We start from the raw sequence: 21,750 nt of genomic DNA, 5'->3' as shown, positions 1-21,750 counted from the left end.
GCGACTCCCCAACGGGGAGTCGCTTTTATTTTGTATTATGATAAAGCAGGAGCCTTTTCAAGAAGCTCTTTCGCATCTGCATATTGTAAACCATGTGCTTCTGCAACTGCTTCGAATGTTACGTAACCATCTAATGTATTAATCCCTTTTAATAAGGCACTGTTATCTAAGCAAGCTTTTTTGTAACCTTTGTTTGCGATTTGTACTGCGTATGGTACTGTTACGTTTGTTAACGCAAGAGTTGACGTACGTGGAACTGCACCAGGCATATTTGCAACTGCATAGTGAACTACGCCGTGTTTTTCGTAAGTTGGGTTGTCATGTGTTGTAATGCGGTCAGTTGTTTCAAAAATACCACCTTGGTCGATTGCGATGTCGACTACAACAGAACCTGGTTCCATAGACTTAATCATTTCTTCTGTTACAAGTTTTGGCGCTTTTGCACCTGGAATTAATACTGCACCGATAACAAGATCAGACTCTTTTACAGCTTCTGCAATGTTATACGGATTAGACATTAATGTTGATACTTGGTTACCGAAGATATCATCTAGTTGACGAAGACGATCTGGACTTAGGTCGATAATTGTTACATCTGCACCTAAACCAACAGCAATTTTCGCTGCGTTTGTACCAGCTTGACCACCGCCGATAATTGTTACTTTTCCGCGTTTTACCCCTGGAACACCTGCAAGTAAAATGCCTTTTCCACCTTTATTTTTTTCAAGGAACTGCGCACCAATTTGTGCTGCCATACGACCAGCTACTTCACTCATAGGTGCAAGTAGTGGTAAAGAACGGTTGTCTAATTGAACTGTTTCATACGCGATTGCGACTACTTTGTTGTCAATTAATGCTTTTGTTAATTCTGGTTCTGGGGCTAAGTGTAAGTACGTGAATAAAATTAAGCCTTCGCGGAAATAGCCGTATTCGCTTGCGATCGGCTCTTTTACTTTCATAACCATCTCTTGATTCCAAGCTTCTTGTGCTGTTTCTACAATTGTTGCTCCTGCTTCTACATATGCTTCATCTGTAAAACCAGATCCTAAACCAGCACCTTTTTGAACAAAAACTTCATGACCGTTGTGAATTAAATGAACAACACCCGCTGGCGTCATTGCCACACGATTTTCATTGTTTTTAACTTCTGATGGTACACCGATACGCATTGGAAATTCCCCCTTGAGATTATAAAATTACCCCTGAATAGCCATAGCATATACGCTTTTTATAAAGCGCTTTCTACTCTCTTATATTTTACCATAATATCGCAATTTTTGACAAAAATTACGCGGGCTGCCCGATAGAATTTGTCTAGTTTTGACGATATCGATGAATAACATCTACTGCTCCAGTTACTTCTATAATTGTTCCCGTAATCATGTCCGAATCTTCCTCACATAAAAAGGAAATTGTACGAGCGATGTCTTCCCCTGTGCCTGAACGTCCAATCGGTGTCCGATAATCAGATATTGCACGGGCCTTAGCAATTTTTGCCTCCTTCATCTCACCAATAATGTCACCCGGACATATCATATTTGATGTAATACCATATTCCGCTTCTTCATAAGCAATCGTTTTTGTGAGTGATGCTAGTCCGACTTTTGCAGCCGCAAATGCGGAACGATACATCCATCCCGGCGCGCTATCCGCTCCTTGGAATCCATAATTCACAATACGGCCAAATTTCTGCTGGCGCATAATCGGTACAACGAGCTTTAACAAATGAAAAACTGCTGTTAAGTTACCATGAATCATTTCGTTCCATTCATTATCCTCATACTCAACTAATTTTTTACGTTCAAATACGTAAGGACCTGCATTATTAATTAGAAAATCAATACGACCAAAATGCTCCATCGCTTTTGTTACTACTTTATGTAAATCTTCTTGTTTCGTTACATCCGCTTGCACAAATTGCATACGATGTGCAAGATGTTTATATTGCTGTTGTAACTTTTCCATCGCTTGTACATCACTGCGATACGTTACTGTTACCGAATATCCTTTATCTAATAATTTCTCTGTTACTTGCTTCCCTAAACCTTTTGTACCGGCTGTAATGAGCGCATGTCTCACAAAAATAAGCCTCCTTTTTTCTTGCTATAATTCATATGTAACAACTTCTTCGAACAATTACAACTAAAAAGTTTGAACAGATTTTTCAAAATTCTGTAACGTTTCTGACATACTTTTTTCCATAATTTACTTTATAATAAAAGTGTAAAGAGTTATAACACTTTTACAATTGGGAGGAATCGTTCATGAATACTACATATACAAATATTTTAATTGCAGTCGATGGTTCTAAAGAAGCTGAAAAAGCATTCAAAAAAGCTATTCAAGTAGCGAAGCGTAACAATGCTACATTAACAATCGCTCATATCGTTGACGTCAAAGCTTACTCTGCAGTCGAAGCATATAGCCGCGCTATTGCAGAACGTGCAAACTTATTTGCAGAAGATCTATTAGAAGACTACAAAAAGACTGCACTAGAAGCGGGCCTTACAAAGATAGAAACTATTTTAGAATTCGGTAATCCAAAATCAAAAATCTCGAAAGATATCGCACCGAAACACAACGTTGATTTAATTATATGCGGTGCAACTGGTTTAAACGCAGTAGAGCGTTTCTTAATCGGCAGTGTCTCTGAACATATTATTCGCTATGCAAAATGCGATGTCCTTGTTGTTCGCGGTGAAGAAGAGCAAGGAGAGATTTAATAAAACAGCACCAAGCCTTTATCTAATGGGCTTGGTGTTTTTTATTCCGCTATTCGTGTGCAGTAAGACCTCTACCTCAAGATTTTGAGAAAGTCAAAGAAGATAGGTGGGTGTAGTTCAATTCCTTCTAAATAAAATTATTCTCTAAGGTTATGCTAAGAAAAAAGGAAATGAGGACAACTGCATGGAAAGTAATGAACGTATTATACTGGATTTAAACGGCCAAGAAATAGACATGGTAGAAACAATTTGTGCTCACTTCAAAGAAAAACACGGTGTGGATTTAAGCCACGGTGCACTTTTTCGCGACTTAATGGACATAGAATATATTCGCATTACAGAAGGAAAGCACAAATACGAACAAGAAAAAATATAGGCGGCAGGTTGCTTGCATCGTACAAGCAACCTTTTTCTTTATGCATACATTATAAATATGTCCAAGCATGAAGGTGTGATTTTATTTGAGCGATGAAAATAAAAGAAAAAACAAAGCCCCGTTTATGAACTTATGTATATTTACTCTTCCCGGCTGCAATGTAACTGAAAAACAAATTAAACAGCAAGTTGCATTAGCAACCAAAATATGGAACATAGACTTTATTATCACAAGTGTCACAATGCTGAAAGATTTTTCTGTTCAAACGAATGATTCTTCATTTCGTAAAAAACAAAGCAAAAATGTTCAACGATTATTTCGTGAAAGAAAGTACCTCTTTCCAAATCCAAATAGCATTTCAATATTCTATACAAATGCAAGACACCTCTCGAGTAATACGACAGGACGAACGTTCTCTTCCTTTATGACGAAAAGCCGTTTCAACCATATTATCCTCACAAAGTCTTCACTAGAAAATACACTTGCGCACGAACTCGGACATATCTTATTCTACTCCCACCGAAAACTACAAGGAAAAAATCCAGATAGAAACTCTTATCGAACGCATAGCTTAGACCCTGAGAATATTATGTTTGGAACTGCTACAAGCCGTAAACGAAAAACAACATCCCTGCAAAGATCGAGTGCATTAGAAAGTACATTAATTGAATATATGTAACAATCATCAAAAAACCCGTGAAACATTACATGTTCACGGGTTTTTCCACTATCTCTTTTGCTTTTTGAAGCGCCTGTTCAATTTGTTCGAACCCTGTACCACCTGCACTGTTTCTTCGTTTTACTGCTGCGTATGGTGAAAGTACTTCATATAAGTCTTCCTCAAATAATGAGCTCATCTCTTGGTAGGTTGTTAACGGTAAATCTAGCAAGTAAACACCTTCATTAATACAATGAAGAACAAGTTTTCCTACAATCTCATGTGCCTGACGAAACGGTAACCCTTTACTAGCTAAATAATCTGCAATCTCTGTCGCATTTGAAAAATCTTGCGTGACAGCCTGTGCCATTTTATCTTTTTTCACTGTCATCGTTTCAAGCATGCCCGCCATTACATGTAAACAGCCCTTTACTGTTTTTACCGTATCGAACATACCTTCTTTATCTTCTTGCAAATCTTTATTGTAAGCAAGCGGCAAGCCTTTCATAACTGTTAATAAGCTAAATAAGTTGCCGTATATTCTTCCTGTTTTCCCGCGGATGAGCTCTGCCATATCTGGATTTTTCTTTTGCGGCATAATACTGCTACCTGTTGCATAGCTGTCACTCATTTCGATAAACTGAAATTCCTGACTGCTCCATAAAATAAGTTCTTCACAAAAACGTGATAAATGCATCATTAATATAGAAGCATTACTTAAAAATTCAAGAATAAAATCACGATCGCTTACTGCATCTAAACTATTTTCATATATTCCTTCAAAACCGAGCAGCTGTGCACTATACTCGCGATCAATCGGGAATGTTGTCCCAGCAAGTGCCCCAGCTCCAAGCGGAGAAATGTTAATACGTTTCAACGAATCTTTAAAACGATTCGCATCTCGCTCTAGCATCCAAAAGTATGCAAGGAGATGGTGGGCAAAAGAAATCGGCTGTGCACGCTGCAAATGCGTATATCCTGGCATAATTGTTTCAATATGTTCCTCAGCTTGTCCCGCAAGTACAATTTGCACTTGTTTCACTGCCTCAATAATGCCTTGCACTTCATTTCGCAAATACAAATGCATATCCGTTGCTACTTGGTCGTTACGACTTCTTCCTGTATGCAACTTACCTCCAACTTCTCCAATATGCTGAATTAACATCTTTTCAATATTTAAATGAATATCTTCTGCTTCAACAGAAAACGTAAGCTCTTGCTTCTTTGCCTTTTCAAGTAAATATTGCAAGCCGTTCTTAATTTTCTCTCCTTCTTCAGCTGTCACGATGCCGCATTTCGCAAGCATCGTCACATGCGCTATACTTCCTTGTATATCTTCTACTGCTAATTGCTGGTCAAAGGAGATGGAAGCTCCAAACTCCTCGACCCACTGTTCAGCCTGCTCCGTAAAGCGGCCGCCCCAAAGTTTGCTCATGCCTCCACCTTCTTTTGATTCACTTGGCTGTATACTTTTGTTGGTAAACCAAATAATGAAATAAACCCAACCGCTGCATCGTGATTAAATTCATCCGCTACTGTATACGTCGCTAATTTTTCATCATATAGAGAATACTCTGATTTACGTCCTTCTACAATTGCATGTCCTTTAAACAGTTTCACACGTACTGTACCTGTTACATTTTTTTGTGTTTCTTGTAAAAAGGCAACAAGAGCATCTTTTAAAGGCGAGAACCATAAGCCGTTATAAATTAACTCTGTTAATTTTTGTTCAATCATCGGTTTAAAATGTGCTACTTCTTTTACAAGTGTTAAATCTTCTAATTCCTTATGTGCAGTAATCAATGTCATCGCCGCTGGGCATTCATACACTTCACGTGACTTAATACCAACAAGACGATTTTCTACATGGTCGATACGGCCAACCCCGTGCTTACCAGCAAGAGCGTTTAACGTTTTAATTAACTCTGAAAGTGAATATGATACGCCGTTTAATGTCTTTGGTACCCCTGCTTCAAAACCAATTTCTACAAATTCGGGTTTGTTTGGTGTATCTTCTAATGCTAACGTCATTTCATATGCATCTTCTGGCGGTGCTGCCCATGGATCTTCTAAGATTCCACATTCGTTGCTGCGTCCCCATAAGTTTTGATCAATTGAAAACGGGCTGTCTAAGTTAATCGGAATTGGTACATCATTTTCTTTTGCATACGCAATTTCCTCTTCACGTGACCATTTCCATTCACGCACCGGTGCAATCACTTCTAAATACGGATTTAATGCTTGGATAGAAACTTCAAAACGCACTTGGTCATTTCCTTTTCCTGTACATCCATGTGCAACTGCACTTGCACCTTCCATCTCTGCAATCTCTACCAATTTCTTAGCAATTAACGGACGAGATAATGCAGATACAAGTGGATATTTCCCTTCATATAACGTGTGAGCTTGCAGTGCTTTTAATGCATATTCGTTCGCAAACTCTTCTTGCACATCAATCATATAAGATTTAATTGCACCGACGGACAATGCTTTTTCTTTTACAAACTCTAAATCTTTTCCTTCCCCTAGATCTAAACAAAGCGCAATAATATCGTATCCTTTTTCTTGTAACCATTTAATTGCAACGGAAGTATCAAGACCTCCGGAATATGCTAATACAACTTTTTTGTTCTCCATTTTATATCCCCCTAAAGAATAATTATTCATTATCATTAATATTAATTCATAATTTATCACCTTTTACAAAATGTTGCAAGGGATATTCATAATTATTTTTAAAACAATTTCATCGAAGTTCTTTCTCTTTTTCGATACAATGAAGACAGAAAATGGAGGGGACAATGTATGGAACAATATTTCACATATAACGAACACCTAGGTATTGAACTACCTGATTTCCAAGAAGAATGGGAGGATATACCTGAAACAGTGCAACATACAATTTTATTAAAGTGGGAACAAATTCGCGGGAAAATACCAGATCGGATTAAAGAACTTGAGCATATCATTAACACGAAACAACACGGGTTAAATAACGAAGAAAACTTTGAAATCTCTTGCAGACTCAATACAGAAATCGCGGATCATGCTTCTATTATTAATGATCTTTGGCTTTGGTATCGTCTGACTCAAAATGTGTCCGAAGGAAAAGCGCATCAGTGAAGTGAACCTTATAGAAGATATAAAGAAAGGAGTATATTCCTAATGAAAGCTCTATTCATTACCATACTCACCTTTCTAAGTGTTATTAACTGGGAGGCCTTTTCTAAAGATAAGAAAACGAATCAAGAAGATGATTCTTAAAAAGTTGACTCTCTACTTCTTTTATCACCGTAAAACATCATTCTTTTACTTGCTAAAACGGATTAAAATAAAAGGTTTCCATCAGTGGATAATTGACGGAAACCTTTCACCAATCAAGCTGTTGCTTACAGCTATCTTTCCTCTTTTTTATTTTCCATTTTCTGCAATAATGGTGTAAACGCTTTCAAATATAGGTAAATAAAAATAAAGGTTTGTTCAAATGTGTTACGATGGATTCTTATATTCTGATAACAACGATTACAAACTTTTCTACTACGTTGAACGTGTAGTATTAATCGTATTTTTCTTTTCAGGGATATAGGATTCCTTCTCTGTGCATGTAAAAAGGTATACTAAATTATCTAATTCCTGACTACATGCGATCACTCTATGATGATTTAAACCATGCTTTTTTACAAGTTCAATCAATTCCTCCCTTTTTTCTTCTATGCTTGCCTGTATATCTCTCGTTTTCATACGAATCTCTCCAGTCATCATAGGTGATATCATTCGAATTATAAAAAATGTTCTTGTTAAATTTAATATTTTGTAATTAATTAAAGTAAGTTTTAAAGAAAAATCGACAAAATTTACTTTTTCATACAGAGAGCCTTTCGACGAAAAATATTTTTTATCCCGTTATTCGCGGGCAGTAAGACCCTCACCTCAGGATTCAAAAAGCGAAGAAGATAGTTGGGGGATAACTACCCGTAAAAGTCTGATTGGGCGGGCTTTCCATCAGTGTGGGATGAAAAACCCCTACTAATGGAAGTTTCACTTTATTGCACCATTTTCCAACAAAATTTACATGAATTTTACCTAAAGCTTCCATATTTACGAAGTATGTAGTTTTTTCGTTGCCCATTGTCGGTTTCCAAGAACATACATTTTAAAAAAGTATGATATAATAGTATATAATCTTTTATAGAAAGGATTTAGATATCATGATCGCTCGAAGGAGCATGTGGCATCGAAAAGACGAATCTTACACGTAGCGTAGTTTTTTTGCTTAGATACTTTGTCTAGCGAAAAAAATACGAGAGTGGGGAAATTATGATTGCCCGAAGGATAATTTGGCAACGAAAAGACTCTTCTTACACGTAGCGTTTTGTTTAGGTTATTTCATATTCGCTAAACAAAACATAAAAGAGAGCAGGATTGCTAAATGAAAAATTCTACTCTAAGTTTTGTTTAGTCTATTTCAGACCTAAACTAAAACGAAAGTAGGGGGAATTGATGGACGAGAGGATTATTCGTTATTTCTTCAGTGATATATAGCGTAGTTGGACGTATGTAAACTAACTGCTGCTATATAGGCGTAGTTAGTTTATGAAAAACAAAAAACTACTAACTACGGAGAGAAGGAATAACGATGGAGAACATCCAAAGTCGACAAATTATTAAAGAAATTTTTATGGTTTTACTTGGTTCATTTATTTTGGCTATCGCACTTTACCACATTCAGTTTCAGAATCACTTAACAGAAGGTGGATTTGTAGGAATCGCACTGTTTTTACAAAACTTTTTTGATATTTCACCGTCAATTTCAACTGTTTTAATGGATATTCCTGTCATTTTACTATGTGCTACATTTTTAGGTAGAAAAATGGTCGGTTATTCATTTGTTGGTTCCATTTCATTCGGAGTATTTTATTCTTTAATGGAAAACTATTCTCCATTCACGGTGGATTTATCAAATCATTTATTTGTAGCTGCAGTAATAGGCGGAGCGTTAGCTGGGATTGGACTTGGTTTTATTTTACGATTCGGTGGTGCAACAGGCGGAGACGATATTTTAACCATTGTATTAAGCAAAAAAACACGCTTTACAGTTGGTCAAATTTTCTTCATTTTTGACGCACTTGTCATTGCACTTTCATTATATTATTTAACATGGACTGAAATTGCTTTTACGATTCTTTCCCTTGCTGTGCAGGCGAAAGTACTAGATTTAATCTACTATCCAGCAAAGGCAAAGAAACCAGTGGCAATTCCATTATCAAAACAACATGCAACAAACTAAGAAGCGAAAGGCGGCTGCCTTTCGCTTCTTATATTTTTTGGCGTAAATAACGCATTTGATAAAATCGATTCGCAAATTCTGTTATCCCCCGCGTTAAGCGGTAATTCATCGTTGATCCTACCGCAATCCCAAGTACTGGTACACCTTGAAGCAACTTACGACGCAGTAAGTAAATAACAAACGTTTTCATGATTTGTTTTAATAGCACCTGTACAGATGCTGGATTCAACACTTCCTCTTCTCCCTCATAAAAAAACGGAGCCGATTCTTCCTGCTCTAGCTCTTGCAGTAAATAATACCAAGCATATTGCTGCATATGCGCTGGCAATATGGCTGCATGAAATACTTTTAACGCTATCATCATTTCATATGGTTTATTCACATCATGACCAAATGATGTGGCGATTTGCTGTACCGCTTTCACATTTAGGGCAATCATTACTGGTAAGTCTGCACTTAATAATAAAAAGCCTCCAACTCCTGTTACTCCTCCTTGTACGAAAGAATACAAACGATGACGAGCTGTTTGCTGTTCTGCTATATATGTTAATTGATCAATCGATAATACTTTCATGTCTTCAACATGTTCAATGGAATCATCGAATAAACGCGCCGCGCCTAAAATACTTCCCCGGGCATCAAGTTGCGACTTGGAACTTTGAATAAGTGCATGAAGATGAAAGAGCCATCCATCCGCCTTCGAAAAAAATTCATGGCGTTTTTTTTCCGGTAACTTAGAAAATGTACGATTCAACCACTTATCGAACATTCTCTGAAAATCCGTTGATTCTTGTTGCACCAATTGCTGTTCCCAGCTTTTTAAATCATATAAAATTCGTTCTTCTCGCTTTGACAGCATACAAACAACCCCTTGGATTATTTTTCTACACTGTAACATATTTGCCGTGAGAGGCCGTACGCCCTGTTTTTTTCTTAAAAATATACAAAAAAAGACGGGAATCATCCCGTCTTTTCATCATATATTAACCAATATTTCCAAGACGTACTACGTCACGAGCAATCATAACTTCTTCGTCTGTTGGAATTACAATTACTTTTACTGGAGAGTGCGGGAAGCTAATGAATGCTTCTTCACCACGGAAATTGTTGCGTTTTGGATCGAAGTATACGCCCATAAACTCAAGTCCTTCTAATACACGCTCACGAATTAGTGCACTGTTCTCACCAATACCAGCTGTAAAGATGATTGCGTCTACACCTTTCATACGAGCTGCATAAGAACCGATATATTTGTGGATACGGCCTACAAATACGTCTAGTGCTACTTCTGCACGATGGTTTCCTTCTTCTTCTGCTTGTTCAATGTCACGTAAGTCACTAGAGAATCCAGAAAGACCTAACATACCACTTCTCTTGTTTAATACGTCAAGAACTTCGTCTACAGATTGTCCTGTTTTTTCCATAATGTATGGAATTAACGCAGGGTCAATGTTACCAGAACGTGTACCCATTGTTACACCAGCAAGTGGTGTGAAGCCCATAGATGTATCGATTGATTTTCCGCCTTCAACAGCTGCGATACTTGCACCGTTACCTAAGTGACAAGAAAGTAAACGTAAGCTTTCAAGTGGACGGCCTAATAATTCAGCTGCACGCTCTGTTACGTACTTGTGAGAAGTACCGTGGAAACCGTATTTACGGATGCCGAATTTCTCATAGTATTCGTAAGGTAAGCTGTATAAGAAAGATTCTTCCGGCATTGTTTGGTGGAATGCTGTATCGAACACTGCTACTGCAGGCACGTTTGGAAGAATTTCTCGGAATGCTTTAATACCAATAGCGTTTGCTGGGTTATGAAGTGGTGCTAACTCACTTAAAGCTTCGATATCTGCTAATACTTTGTCGTCAATTAGAACAGAATCTGGGAATGTTTCACCGCCGTGTACAACACGGTGACCCGTACCGCTAATCTCATCAAGAGATTTGATAATACCTGTTTCAGTTAATTTATTTACAAGCATATTAACCGCAACTGCATGGTCTGGGATATTTGTTACTTCTGTTTGTTTCTCGCCGTTTACAGTAATTGTAAAGATACTATCTTCTAAACCGATACGCTCTACTAAACCTTTTGTTAATACTGTTTCACTTGGCATTTCGAATAATTGAAACTTTAAGGAAGAGCTTCCTGCATTAATCGCGATGATTTTTGACATCTAGTCTTTCGCCCCTTTTTCTCTTGTTAGCCGTGTGGAATCTTTCCACAAACCGCTCAATTTTATGTCTTCAATTCTTATCAGCCAACATAACCGTTTCACTGAAAAAAAATTTAAACTCACGATTTTAATTTAAACATCGTACGACATATATTTCAAGTGAAAAAATTGTAACACAAAGATTTTTTTTATATTACAGATTTCATATTTCCCATTTCTGTTCTTATATATATTACTGAATTTTGTAAACACTATAAAACTGTACTATATATTAGTATATACCTGTTACATACAAACATTGTTTACTTTTGTTTAGCGAACCAACCATTAATTTGATTCATAATATTCTCCATCGCTGTCATATTTGAGAATTTTGGTAATTCTACTAATAACGCTTGTTTTGGCATTTGTGTATCTTGTCCCTTCTTTTGGAGAACAAATATACTTTTTGCATTTTTTTCGTTTTTAAACATGGAAACAGGTAGCTGTAGTAACCCTTGTACAAAACATGTTTCTTTAATAAATGCATGAAGTTTTGGCGCTTGATCACTTTCAAATATGAAATTCGGTACTAAGAAAAATAAATATCCGCCTTCTTTTGCATGTTTTACACTTTGTTCAATAAAAAGATGGTGTGCATAAGACATGCCTTCATCTGCTTTTAAAGTGTATTCACTTGCACCAATTTCGTTTGGATAATAGCCAATTGGTAAATCACACACAACTGCATCAACTGGATCAATATAAAGAGGAGCTAAGCCATCTTGATTGAAAAACTCAACTGCTTGTTTTTGTAAATTTGCATTAACTAAAGCAAGCTTAACAAGCAAATCATCCACATCTACCCCAAATCCGCTCACGTTTGTACCTTCTGGGCAACCGTTAAAGATTGTCAGCAATAAATTCCCTGTTCCAACTGCAGGATCTAAAACAGTCATTTCCTTTTGGCCCTTCATAAATTTATGGAACAAATAGCTCATAAACATACCAACTGCATCTGGCGTCATTTCATGATTTGCTTGTACGCCATCTTTCATTCCTTTTAAAATGGCCAGTTGGAACGCTTTGCGAATCTCTTCGCCTTTATAGTTTTCTTCATTAAACTTGCTATATTCACGCTCTAATCGCTCAATTGTTGGCTGCTCTAATCCTTCTTGTAAAATTGTTCCTTCAAATAAATTATCACCTGTTTCTACAAGCGCTTCTAAATACGTTATGTCTAATTCTTTACGTAAAATTACGGCAGAAGAATCAAAGATAGAAAATATTGTTTCTACTGTTGAGCTCACGAAAACTCCTCCTTCAAACTAAAATACACATAACTTATATCATACCACACTCTAAATTCTTTCCAAAAGAAAAAGCGACCTCTTATCACAAGAGGCCGCTTTTCACTCTTCGCATTACTTCGCAGCTTTTGCTGCTTCTAATGCTGCTTCGTAATTTGGATGGCTTGTACCTTCGCTTACATATTCTACGTAAACAACTTTATCATTGCTATCTACTACGAATACTGCACGTGCAAGTAAACGAAGTTCTTTCATTACAACACCGTATGCTTCGCCAAAAGAAAGGTCACGGTGATCAGAAAGTGTTACAACATTTTCTAAACCGTTAGCTGCACACCAGCGTTTTTGAGCGAATGGTAAATCAACGCTAATTGTTAATACTTTTGCGTTTTCAATACCAGCTGCATCTTCGTTAAAACGACGTGTTTGTGCATCACATACACCTGTATCGATAGATGGTACAACACTAATTAATTTCACTGCACCTTTGTATGTTTCTAAGTTTACTTTCGATAGATCATTTGCTAATACTTGAAAGTTAGGCGCTTGGTCCCCTACTTTAACTTCTGTTCCAACTAAAGTGATTGGGTTTCCTTTAAACGTTACGTTTGCCATTTGAAAATCCTCCCTTTTCTAAAACAAAATATGTACAGTGTAAATGATAGATGTTCAGCAAACAGAATGCAAATGAATCGCTCTGTTTTATAAAAAAAGAAGCTAATCAATCGATTAGCTTCTTTTTTTATATTTCATACTCCGGTTGTTCATCTTTTTGCTTGTTCATCATTTCTTTCACTTTATCGACTGCTTGCGGTGCTAATTCCATTATTTTATCAAGTATATGCGTCTGTTTATCTAAGTGAAGTACTTTCACACCTTCACTATTTACAACAAGAAAAGCAATTGGATTAATGGAAACGCCGCCGCCACTACCGCCGCCAAATGGATGATGATTATTGTTTTCAAGTTTTCCAAATTCACTACCACCTGCCGCAAAGCCGAAGCTTACTTTAGAAACCGTTAAGATGACACTTCCATCTGGTGATTGAATTGGATCACCAACGATTGTATTTACATCAATCATATGATTTAAATGTTGCATTGCTGTTGTCATTAAACCTTGAATTGGATGTTCCATATAATCCCCCTATAGTTATTGCTGCATAGCATTACCTGTAGCAATAACACCTTGTTTTTTCAATAATACAAATATGCGAATTGCTGTTCTCACTGCACGGTATATACGAAATGAAACTGTTAATTCACAATGTGATGCCACAGTTTTTCCTTGAAAAATTGGAGTAATTTCAAGCTGCGGTGCACCGATAATGTCCATATAATGTCCAGTAATACCAACAATCATTCCTTTTACTGACCATACATAACCTATTACAACCCCAGTGCTCGCTGCATCACCCGTTCCAATTTGCGAACGCCATCTCCAATTTTTGATTTTTACTTTTTGAAGAAAACCTTTAAACATAGTATGGATTTCTTGCATTCTTTTTATAATCTCGGCTATGCTGTCAAGCAGTGCTACAAACTTATCTTCTGTTCCACCTTCTTCTCCTGCTTTTTCAATTTTTTGATTTGTTTTCTTTTGTTGTTTCTCTATCCGCTCAAGCACATCAAATGTATAATGAATCATCCATATTTTCACTTGAAATAAACATTGTTTTTCTGTTTCTGTATATAACAAACTAATTTTCAGCGATAATTTCGATAACAAAATAATCAAGACGAACAAAATGAGTATTCCAATTCCAATCGTAAGCCACTTCATCGTACCATCCTTTCATTCCGTATCCATTATCGACACAATATGAAAAGATTAAACGAAATTGAAAATATAGATTTTTCTAAAAATAGGAGGATTTTTGATACTTTTTATCGAAATATAGTATTCAAACATATTATTTACTGCATGGAGGGATACAAAATGGCAGATCGTCGCAATTTATTTTTCTTTTACGGTGATGATAAAGCAACACTTGTCGAAAAAATGAAACCAGTATACGACATTTTAGAAGAAAATGGATTTACAATATTAGACCAACCAAAACACGCAAATGCTATCGTTAGTGTTGGCGACGACAGTACATTCTTGCAGGCTGTCAGAAAAACAGGATTTCGTGAAGATTGTTTATACGCAGGGGTTTCGACAACAGATGATATTTCCTTTTACTGTGACTTCCACATTGACCATGTCGATAGCGCCCTTCAAGAAATCACAAAAAATGAAATTGAAGTAAGAAGATATCCAACAATTCAAGTAACAGTTGATCATGATACATCTTTTTATTGTTTAAATGAATTTTCACTGCGCTCTAGCGTTATTAAAACATTTGTACTAGATGTATACGTTGATGACTTATACTTTGAAACATTCAGGGGCGATGGATTAGTCGTTTCTACTCCAACAGGAAGCACAGCATATAATAAATCACTACACGGAGCTGTTGTGGATCCATTAATTCCATGTTTCCAAGTGAGTGAAATCGCTTCTTTAAATAACAATACGTACCGTACACTTGGTTCTCCGTTTATCTTAAACAATGATCGTACATTAACACTAAAATTAGCTCCAAGTGGCAACGACTATCCTGTCATGGGCATGGATAACGAAGCATTAAGTATTAAACAAGTCGAAAAAGCAGTTGTTCGTTTAAGCGATAAGCAAATTAAAACAGTGAAACTAAAAAATAATTCGTTCTGGGAAAAAGTACAAAGAACGTTTTTATAAGAAATAAAGGCGGCCTAGGCCGCCTTTATTTCTTATATACAATTTCACCATCGACAACCGTCATCATAACGTCTATCTCTTTTATTTCCTCTTCCTGAATTTCAAATATATCTCTGTCTAGCACAGTAAAATCTGCTTCATACCCTGCAGCAATTTTCCCGCGGCTTTCTTCTTTTCCAATCGCATATGCGCTTCCTGTTGTGAATAGCGAAGCAGCTTCGAATACTGTTAACCTTTCCTCTGGTATGTAACATTTTCCATCCACAAAGCTATTCCTTGTTACAGCGCTGTATATCCCTAGAAGCGGGTTCACTTGCTCAATCGGCGCATCAGAACCACCCGCGCAGTGTAAGCCAGCATGAAGCAGCGTTTTCCATGCATATGCGTAGCGAAGGCGATGCTCCCCTAGTTTTTCAATAACAGATGGAAAGTCGGAAGAAACGAAGACAGGTTGAAGATCTAAAATTGCAGGGAGCTTCTTCATTCTCTCAATTAACTCTTTACTTACAAGCTGACAGTGAATAATGCGATCACGCTGCCCTTCTTTTGGCGGATACATTTCGAGCGCATCTATCACATATTCAAGTGATAAATCACCAATTGTATGAATCGCAACAGGCATATGGTACTCTCTCGCTTGTTTTACAAGTAGCGCAAGTTCATCACGTGAAAAGATGGCAACTCCATTCGTTTCCTTTGCGTCTTCATATGGTTCACTAAGCAGCGCTGTTCGTCCGCCAAAGGAACCATCTGAAAAGATTTTCATTGCTCCAAACTCAATATAATGTGTACTCTCATAGCGCTCCCGTTCATGTGCCACCTCATGATGAACTAGAAGGTGTGCTTTAAACGGCATATCTCGAATCACTTCTGCAAAGGCCTTATATGTTTTTTGAAAACCACCGTAATAGTTTAAGTCTTCTGTATGTCCACCAACTAATCCGTATTTCCAACAATCTTGAATGGCTGTTTTCAATGCGTTGGTTAAATACGCTGCATCAATTTCTGGTTGAATATGAGTAATTAAATCCTGTGCTTGTTCGTACAATAAACCGGTGAATTCACCAGTTTTATCACGCCCAATTTTCCCGCCTTTCGGATCTTCTACCCCTTGCAAAATCTCTGCTTTCTCAAGAACATAGGAATTTACCCAAGTCACATGACGACAGACGCGTTTCAATAAAATAGGATGATGAAGTGACAAAATATCTAAATCACGTTTATGTATGTCTTTTCGATCTGTAAAATTATTTTCATTCCAGCCCTCTCCAATAATCCATTCTCCTTGTTTAGCTGTTTTTATTCGCTCAGCAACAAGATGTAACACTTCTTGATAGGATGTACATGTCGATAAATCTAAGCGAAGCAATCGTTCTCCATGTCCAATAAGATGCATATGACTATCGACAAGACCAGGGAGCATTGTTTTTCCTTCTACATTAAATAACTGCTTCGGATGATAACGAGCTTCTAACTCTTCTCTTGTTCCAACGGCAATAATCTTACCATTTTCTACATAAACAGCTTCTACAGTTATCCCTTCTTCTTCCATCGTATAAATCTTCCCGCCATACCAAAGTTCTCCCATTTTTTCTCCCCCTTTGCTTCTTACTTTTTAGTGTACGAAATTGTAAGCAAGAAAAAAAGCAGACAGATTTCTCTGCCTACAATTCTTTCGTACTTACAATTCTTCTTTACTCCGCTATTAGCGGGCAGTAAGACCCCACCTTAAGATTCGGAAAAAACTGTGGAAGATAGGTAAGGGGGAACTGCCCGTAAAAGGCCGAGCGGGCAGGCTTTCCATCAGTAGACCCACTGATGGAAGTTTCGCCTTACTTCGAAGCTAATTCCATTTCACGTTTTCGCAATTCTACGCGGCGAATTTTACCGGAAATTGTTTTTGGAAGTTCTTTCACAAATTCAATCTTTCTCGGATATTTGTAAGGTGCTGTTAATTCTTTCACATGCTCTTGAAGAAGCGGAATTAACATGTCATCTTGTTTTTCTACCCCCTCTTGTAAAACAATGAAGGCTTTTACGACATTCCCTCTTATTTCATCTGGACTTGCCACAACAGCACACTCTCTTACGTATGGATGCTTCACAAGTGCATCTTCCACTTCAAACGGTCCAATTGTATAACCAGAACTAATAATAATATCGTCGCCTCGCCCTTCAAACCAGAAGTAGCCATCTTCATCCTTTTTCGCCTGATCACCTGTAATATAATAATCACCGCGAAATTGCATAGTTGTACGTTCTGGATCTTTATAATACTGCCTAAATAATGCGGGTGTTTTAATGTGTACCGCAATATCTCCTACTTCTCCCGGAAGAACTGGTTTACCATCTTCATCAACAATATCAACATGATTACCTGGCGTTGGTTTTCCCATCGAACCAGGCTTTGTCTCCATTCCTTTTAATACACCAACAAGTAATGTATTTTCTGTTTGACCATAACCATCGCGAACCGTTACATGAAAGTAATTTCGGAATGTATCAATAACCTCTCTGTTCAATGGCTCTCCTGCTGAAACAGCACTATGCAAGGAAGACAAGTCATATTGCTGCAAGTTTTCTATTTTTGCCATTAAACGATATTCAGTCGGCGTACAGCACAATACATTTACTTTATTATCGCTTAATAATTGTAAATATGTTGCCGGGTCAAATTTCCCGTGATACACAAATCCCGTTGCGCCTGAACCAAGCGTTGCAAGAAAAGGACTCCAAACCCACTTTTGCCATCCTGGACTTGCTGTTGCCCATACAACATCATTTTCTTCAATTGCTAACCAATTTGCAGCGCTCGTACGAAGGTGAGCATACGCCCAAGCATGTGTATGTACAACACCTTTTGGATTGCCTGTCGTGCCAGATGTATAGGATAAAAAGACCATATCATCACAGTTTGTCTTTGCCACTTCTAGTATGTCACTCTCTGTTTCAAGCGCTTCCTTTATATTGTTCCAACCGTCTAGCGGTTCTTCACTTAATACAAATTTACAAAGTGAATTCATCGCTTCGATTCCGTCGAATTGTTTAACATACGGCTCATAACTCACAATCGCTTTTACTTCTCCATGGGCAATGCGGTATTCAATATCTTTTTTACGCAGCATTTCTGAACTTGGAATGACAACAAATCCCGCTTTAATTGCGGCAATATACGTCATATATGCTTCAATAAGACGAGGCATCATAATTAGAAGCTTGTCCCCTTTTTGCAAACCACTGTTTATAAAAGCGTTTCCAATTTTATTCGCCCCTTGTAACAATTCCCCATATGTCACTTTCTTTTTATTGCCTTGATCATCTTGCCAAATAAGCGCAAGCTTATTTGGTTGCTTTGCATGACGCTCCATCTCTTCTACTAAGTTATACGTCGGCGGTGCTAATAATTCTTCGCGGCTCACACGTCTCATACGCTTCCCCCTTTACAATATACGACTTCCTTTTAATAATAAAGAATTTTCTGTCAATAATAAAGAGTTTTCTGTCGATAGTAAAGAATTTTCTGTTAATTTAAATCTATCTTCTTTTGAAAAATCGGTTTATATTTTGACTAGTTGGCTACAATAGTAGATGTTTTCTCTAATTTTTTGACAGAAAACAACAAAAAGAAAGAGCGGGGAATCCCGCTCTCTCTAAGCCATTATATATGGTTGTTATCGTTGAAAACCGCCTAATTGTTGTTCAGCCATTGCAACTAAACGTTTTGTAATTTCGCCACCAACAGATCCGTTAGCACGAGATGTTGAATCTGGCCCAAGTTGTACACCAAACTCTTGAGCGATTTCGTATTTCATTTGATCTAAAGCAGTTTCTGCACCAGGAACTGCTAATTTATTTGTGTTTGCCATATGGTATCACCTCCTTGTGAGTATAGAGTGTGATAAACCATATGACTTCATACATATCTTTTAATGGTAATTTATGGTTTTAAAATAAATCTTCAAATTGTTCTTCTTCGGCTACTACTTCCACTGTTTGTAATACCATTTTTTCTGTATTTGCAACTGCCTCTTCAATAAGCGGCGTAAAATCATAGTATGATTCAAATTTATTTGCTTTTTCACGCTTCGGTTTTGTTGTTGGACTAGCTGGAGTAAATACTGTACAACAATCTTCATATGGACGAATCGAAATGTCATACGTGCCGATTTCATTTGCAATTTTAATAATTTCTAGCTTATCCATTGCAATAAGAGGACGGATAATTGGATAATTCGTCACTTCGTTAATCGTATGCATACTATCCAATGTTTGACTCGCCACTTGTCCAAGGCTTTCCCCTGTCGTAAGAGCAAGTGCGTTACGCTCTTCTGCAATACGTTCTGCAATGCGCATCATCATACGGCGCATAATTGTCATTGAATAGCTAGATGGAATTTCTTTATTAATTGTTTTTTGCACTTCTGTAAACGGTACAAGATGAAGTGTCACACGTTTACAATACTTCGTTAACTGCTGTGCTAAGTCGATAACTTTCTGCTTTGCACGTTCGCTTGTAAATGGCGGACTATGAAAATGAACAGCTTCCACTGATACGCCGCGCTTCATTGTTAAGTAGGCTGCAACTGGGCTATCAATACCACCAGAGAGAAGAAGCATGACTTTTCCGCCAACACCAACGGGAAGACCGCCAGCTCCCATGCGCTCATCACACATAATATAGCTATAACCGCTTCGAATTTCAATACGGATATTTACATCTGGATTATGAACATCTACTGTAATATCCTCTGTATTTTGTAAAACATACCCACCGATTTCTGGAAGCAATTCCATCGTTTGCATCGGGAAATGCTTATAAGAACGATGAACTGTAATTTTAAATGTTTTTACATCACGCTTTACTTGCAGAAAAGCAGCAAGTGCACCTTTTTTAATTTCTTCTAAATCTGTTGGTACTTTCATTGCTAAATTAAATTTATGAATACCAAACACATCTTTTAATTTCTCCGCAACCGCTTCATGATCTTCACCATTTAACTGAATATACATGCGGTCATGCGTCGCATCAATTTTTAAGTTTGTAAATTTCTTTAATTTATGTTTCACATTATCTTTTAATGTGCTCACAAACTTAGAACGGTTCTTTCCTTTTGTTGTCATTTCGCCGTAACGAACTAAAATATATTCGTATGTCATCATCTTTCCTTACCTCATCACTTCATATAATTTTGGCAATGTTTCTTTTATAATTCCTTCGAATTGTTTTACTTCTTCCATCGTATTTTCCGCAGCTAAACTTATACGAATCGCACTTGCTGCTACTGCATGCGGCAAGCCCATCGCCAGTAAAACATGGCTGACTTCGTTTGCTTTTGAAGAACAAGCAGACTTTGTTGATACATACACATCACGTTCTTCTAAGGCATGTACAACAACTTCTGGCTTAAGTCCTACAAATGATACGTTTAAAATATGTGGTGCCGTATGTTCATTTGGCGTATTAATTGTGACATCTTTCATATCTTTAAAAACATGAATGAGTTCTTCTTTTAATGTTTGAAGATGCATGATATTCTCTGACTGCTTTTCTAATGTCATTCGCAAAGCTTTTATCATTGCAACAATTCCCGGCAAGTTTTCTGTACCAGAACGGTAACGCAACTCTTGTCCACCACCTGATAAAACCGGATCAAGCCTTACACCATCACGAACATATAAAAGTCCTGTCCCTTTTACACTATGGAACTTATGTCCCGAAATCGTGCAAAGATCAATATGATTTTCATACAAATCAAGCGGTACTTTTCCAATTCCTTGCACGTGATCTACATGGAATCGTACTTTCGGATAGTCCGCTAACAACTTCCCAATTTCACCAACAGGCTGAATCGCTCCTGTTTCATTATTAACATGAATCATAGAAACAAGAATTGTATCCTCTCGAAGAGCACGTTTTACATCTTCTACCGATACAACACCGTTTTCATTTACAGGTAAATATGTAACGTCAAAACCAAGATTTTCTAGCTGTTTATATGCTTCAGACACAGAAGCGTGTTCAATATTTGTTGTAATCATATGCTTGCCGCGGGAGCGATTTCTCATCGCAATCCCCTTAATTGCAAGGTTATTCCCTTCTGTTCCTCCAGACGTAAAGATAATTTCTGAAGGTTTTACGCGAAGAAGCTGCGCTGCAATCGCACGTGATTGCGTTAATAAGCGCTCTGATTCTCCTCCAAGGGAATGGATAGAAGAAGGATTCCCAAAATATTTTCCTGCAACTGTTACATAAGATTGCAAGGCTTCCGGGTATGGTTTTGTCGTCGCACTATTATCAAAATAGATCATCGTTCTTCCCCTTTCAGCGATATCGCATCACACAATCATATCATAAGTTCATGCGTTTACGCTAAGCACGAGTATAGTTTCCATCATTAGAGCAGAAGTATGCTTTTCTACTATAGCTAAAAAAACGATCCATATTCCGCTATTTATTATAGCAATATTACATCCTCATGCATACAAAAGTTGTGCAA

General features: G+C 37.3%; 22 protein-coding genes. 6 read left to right on the top strand and 16 right to left on the bottom strand.

All coding sequences use genetic code 11. From position 1 onward, the window contains the following. Nucleotides 1–35: 35 nt before the first annotated feature. Nucleotides 36–1,169, bottom strand: a complete 1,134-nt coding sequence (ald, locus tag ACFQZ1_RS17785; RefSeq protein ID WP_377883528.1) for an alanine dehydrogenase — start codon at nt 1,167–1,169, stop codon at nt 36–38. Nucleotides 1,170–1,314: 145 nt separating this feature from the next. Next, complete coding sequence (locus tag ACFQZ1_RS17780) at nt 1,315–2,079, bottom strand: SDR family oxidoreductase (RefSeq protein WP_377883527.1); 765 nt, start codon at nt 2,077–2,079, stop codon at nt 1,315–1,317. A 185-nt stretch (nt 2,080–2,264) separates the two neighbouring features. Between ACFQZ1_RS17780 and ACFQZ1_RS17775 the strand changes: the two genes are divergently transcribed. From ACFQZ1_RS17775 to ACFQZ1_RS17765, 3 genes are all read left to right on the top strand, one after another. Further along, on the top strand, nt 2,265–2,723 hold the full coding sequence (locus tag ACFQZ1_RS17775; protein WP_377883526.1) for a universal stress protein: 459 nt from the start codon (nt 2,265–2,267) through the stop codon (nt 2,721–2,723). Nucleotides 2,724–2,907: 184 nt separating this feature from the next. Beyond that, nucleotides 2,908–3,099, top strand: coding sequence for a ProA domain protein (locus ACFQZ1_RS17770; protein WP_377883525.1), 192 nt, complete (start codon nt 2,908–2,910; stop codon nt 3,097–3,099). 85 nt (nt 3,100–3,184) lie between these two features. Continuing rightward, nucleotides 3,185–3,778, top strand: coding sequence for a hypothetical protein (locus tag ACFQZ1_RS17765; RefSeq protein WP_377883524.1), 594 nt, complete (start codon nt 3,185–3,187; stop codon nt 3,776–3,778). 25 nt (nt 3,779–3,803) lie between these two features. Here ACFQZ1_RS17765 and argH read toward each other — a convergent pair whose 3' ends face one another. Both argH and ACFQZ1_RS17755 read right to left on the bottom strand, forming a co-directional pair. After that, entirely contained in the window at nt 3,804–5,192 is a 1,389-nt protein-coding gene (argH, locus tag ACFQZ1_RS17760; protein WP_377883523.1) for an argininosuccinate lyase, read from the bottom strand. After that, nucleotides 5,189–6,394: an argininosuccinate synthase gene (locus tag ACFQZ1_RS17755; protein ID WP_377883522.1), complete on the bottom strand. Its 1,206-nt coding sequence runs from the start codon at nt 6,392–6,394 to the stop codon at nt 5,189–5,191. The genes argH and ACFQZ1_RS17755 overlap by 4 nt, the downstream gene beginning before the upstream one ends. Nucleotides 6,395–6,562: 168 nt before the next feature. Here ACFQZ1_RS17755 and ACFQZ1_RS17750 point away from each other — a divergent pair, with 168 nt between their 5' ends. Beyond that, nucleotides 6,563–6,880, top strand: coding sequence for a radical SAM protein (locus tag ACFQZ1_RS17750; protein WP_377883521.1), 318 nt, complete (start codon nt 6,563–6,565; stop codon nt 6,878–6,880). 414 nt (nt 6,881–7,294) lie between these two features. On the opposite strand, the gene ACFQZ1_RS17745 is transcribed toward ACFQZ1_RS17750, so the two are convergent. Beyond that, the gene (locus ACFQZ1_RS17745) at nt 7,295–7,498 is read right to left on the bottom strand and encodes a Spo0E family sporulation regulatory protein-aspartic acid phosphatase (RefSeq protein WP_377883520.1); all 204 of its coding nucleotides are present in this window, start codon (nt 7,496–7,498) and stop codon (nt 7,295–7,297) included. A gap of 895 nt (nt 7,499–8,393) precedes the next feature. On the opposite strand from ACFQZ1_RS17745, the gene ACFQZ1_RS17740 reads away from it, so the two are divergent. Continuing rightward, nucleotides 8,394–9,044, top strand: a complete 651-nt coding sequence (locus ACFQZ1_RS17740; protein ID WP_377883519.1) for a YitT family protein — start codon at nt 8,394–8,396, stop codon at nt 9,042–9,044. Nucleotides 9,045–9,072: 28 nt separating this feature from the next. On the opposite strand, the gene ACFQZ1_RS17735 is transcribed toward ACFQZ1_RS17740, so the two are convergent. The 6 genes from ACFQZ1_RS17735 to ACFQZ1_RS17710 form a co-directional block, all read right to left on the bottom strand. After that, a complete protein-coding gene (locus tag ACFQZ1_RS17735) occupies nt 9,073–9,903 on the bottom strand; it encodes an EcsC family protein (protein ID WP_377883518.1) in 831 nt (276 codons plus the stop codon). Nucleotides 9,904–10,027: 124 nt separating this feature from the next. After that, entirely contained in the window at nt 10,028–11,221 is a 1,194-nt protein-coding gene (locus ACFQZ1_RS17730) for an acetate kinase (protein WP_377883517.1), read from the bottom strand. Between the two features lie 302 nt (nt 11,222–11,523). Next, a complete protein-coding gene (locus ACFQZ1_RS17725; protein WP_377883516.1) occupies nt 11,524–12,510 on the bottom strand; it encodes a class I SAM-dependent methyltransferase in 987 nt (328 codons plus the stop codon). Between the two features lie 114 nt (nt 12,511–12,624). Further along, nucleotides 12,625–13,125, bottom strand: a complete 501-nt coding sequence (gene tpx / locus ACFQZ1_RS17720; RefSeq protein WP_377883515.1) for a thiol peroxidase — start codon at nt 13,123–13,125, stop codon at nt 12,625–12,627. A 127-nt stretch (nt 13,126–13,252) separates the two neighbouring features. Beyond that, nucleotides 13,253–13,648, bottom strand: a complete 396-nt coding sequence (gene ytfJ, locus ACFQZ1_RS17715) for a GerW family sporulation protein (RefSeq protein WP_377883514.1) — start codon at nt 13,646–13,648, stop codon at nt 13,253–13,255. 15 nt (nt 13,649–13,663) lie between these two features. Then, a complete protein-coding gene (locus ACFQZ1_RS17710) occupies nt 13,664–14,293 on the bottom strand; it encodes a DUF2953 domain-containing protein (protein ID WP_377883513.1) in 630 nt (209 codons plus the stop codon). Nucleotides 14,294–14,449: 156 nt separating this feature from the next. Here ACFQZ1_RS17710 and ACFQZ1_RS17705 point away from each other — a divergent pair, with 156 nt between their 5' ends. Beyond that, the gene (locus ACFQZ1_RS17705) at nt 14,450–15,253 is read left to right on the top strand and encodes an NAD kinase (RefSeq protein WP_377883512.1); all 804 of its coding nucleotides are present in this window, start codon (nt 14,450–14,452) and stop codon (nt 15,251–15,253) included. Nucleotides 15,254–15,278: 25 nt separating this feature from the next. On the opposite strand, the gene ACFQZ1_RS17700 is transcribed toward ACFQZ1_RS17705, so the two are convergent. From ACFQZ1_RS17700 to ACFQZ1_RS17680, 5 genes are all read right to left on the bottom strand, one after another. Further along, nucleotides 15,279–16,841, bottom strand: a complete 1,563-nt coding sequence (locus tag ACFQZ1_RS17700; protein ID WP_377883511.1) for an amidohydrolase — start codon at nt 16,839–16,841, stop codon at nt 15,279–15,281. A gap of 244 nt (nt 16,842–17,085) precedes the next feature. Further along, nucleotides 17,086–18,672 (bottom strand): acyl-CoA synthetase MbcS, encoded by a 1,587-nt coding sequence (gene mbcS, locus ACFQZ1_RS17695; RefSeq protein WP_377883542.1) that lies wholly within the window; start codon nt 18,670–18,672, stop codon nt 17,086–17,088. Nucleotides 18,673–18,924: 252 nt separating this feature from the next. Continuing rightward, nucleotides 18,925–19,119 (bottom strand): alpha/beta-type small acid-soluble spore protein, encoded by a 195-nt coding sequence (locus ACFQZ1_RS17690; RefSeq protein WP_377883510.1) that lies wholly within the window; start codon nt 19,117–19,119, stop codon nt 18,925–18,927. Between the two features lie 79 nt (nt 19,120–19,198). Next, complete coding sequence (gene thiI / locus ACFQZ1_RS17685) at nt 19,199–20,413, bottom strand: tRNA uracil 4-sulfurtransferase ThiI (protein WP_377883509.1); 1,215 nt, start codon at nt 20,411–20,413, stop codon at nt 19,199–19,201. Between the two features lie 6 nt (nt 20,414–20,419). Continuing rightward, entirely contained in the window at nt 20,420–21,562 is a 1,143-nt protein-coding gene (locus ACFQZ1_RS17680; protein ID WP_377883508.1) for a cysteine desulfurase family protein, read from the bottom strand. Nucleotides 21,563–21,750 lie beyond the last annotated feature (188 nt).

The sequence above is a fragment of the Bacillus sp. CGMCC 1.60114 genome, from assembly GCF_042676365.1.
GTDB classification, from domain to species: Bacteria; Bacillota; Bacilli; order Bacillales; family Bacillaceae_G; genus Bacillus_A; species Bacillus_A rhizoplanae_A.
The sequence above is the reverse complement of the archived record's forward strand: the minus strand, read 5'-3'. Positions and strand labels throughout refer to the sequence as shown.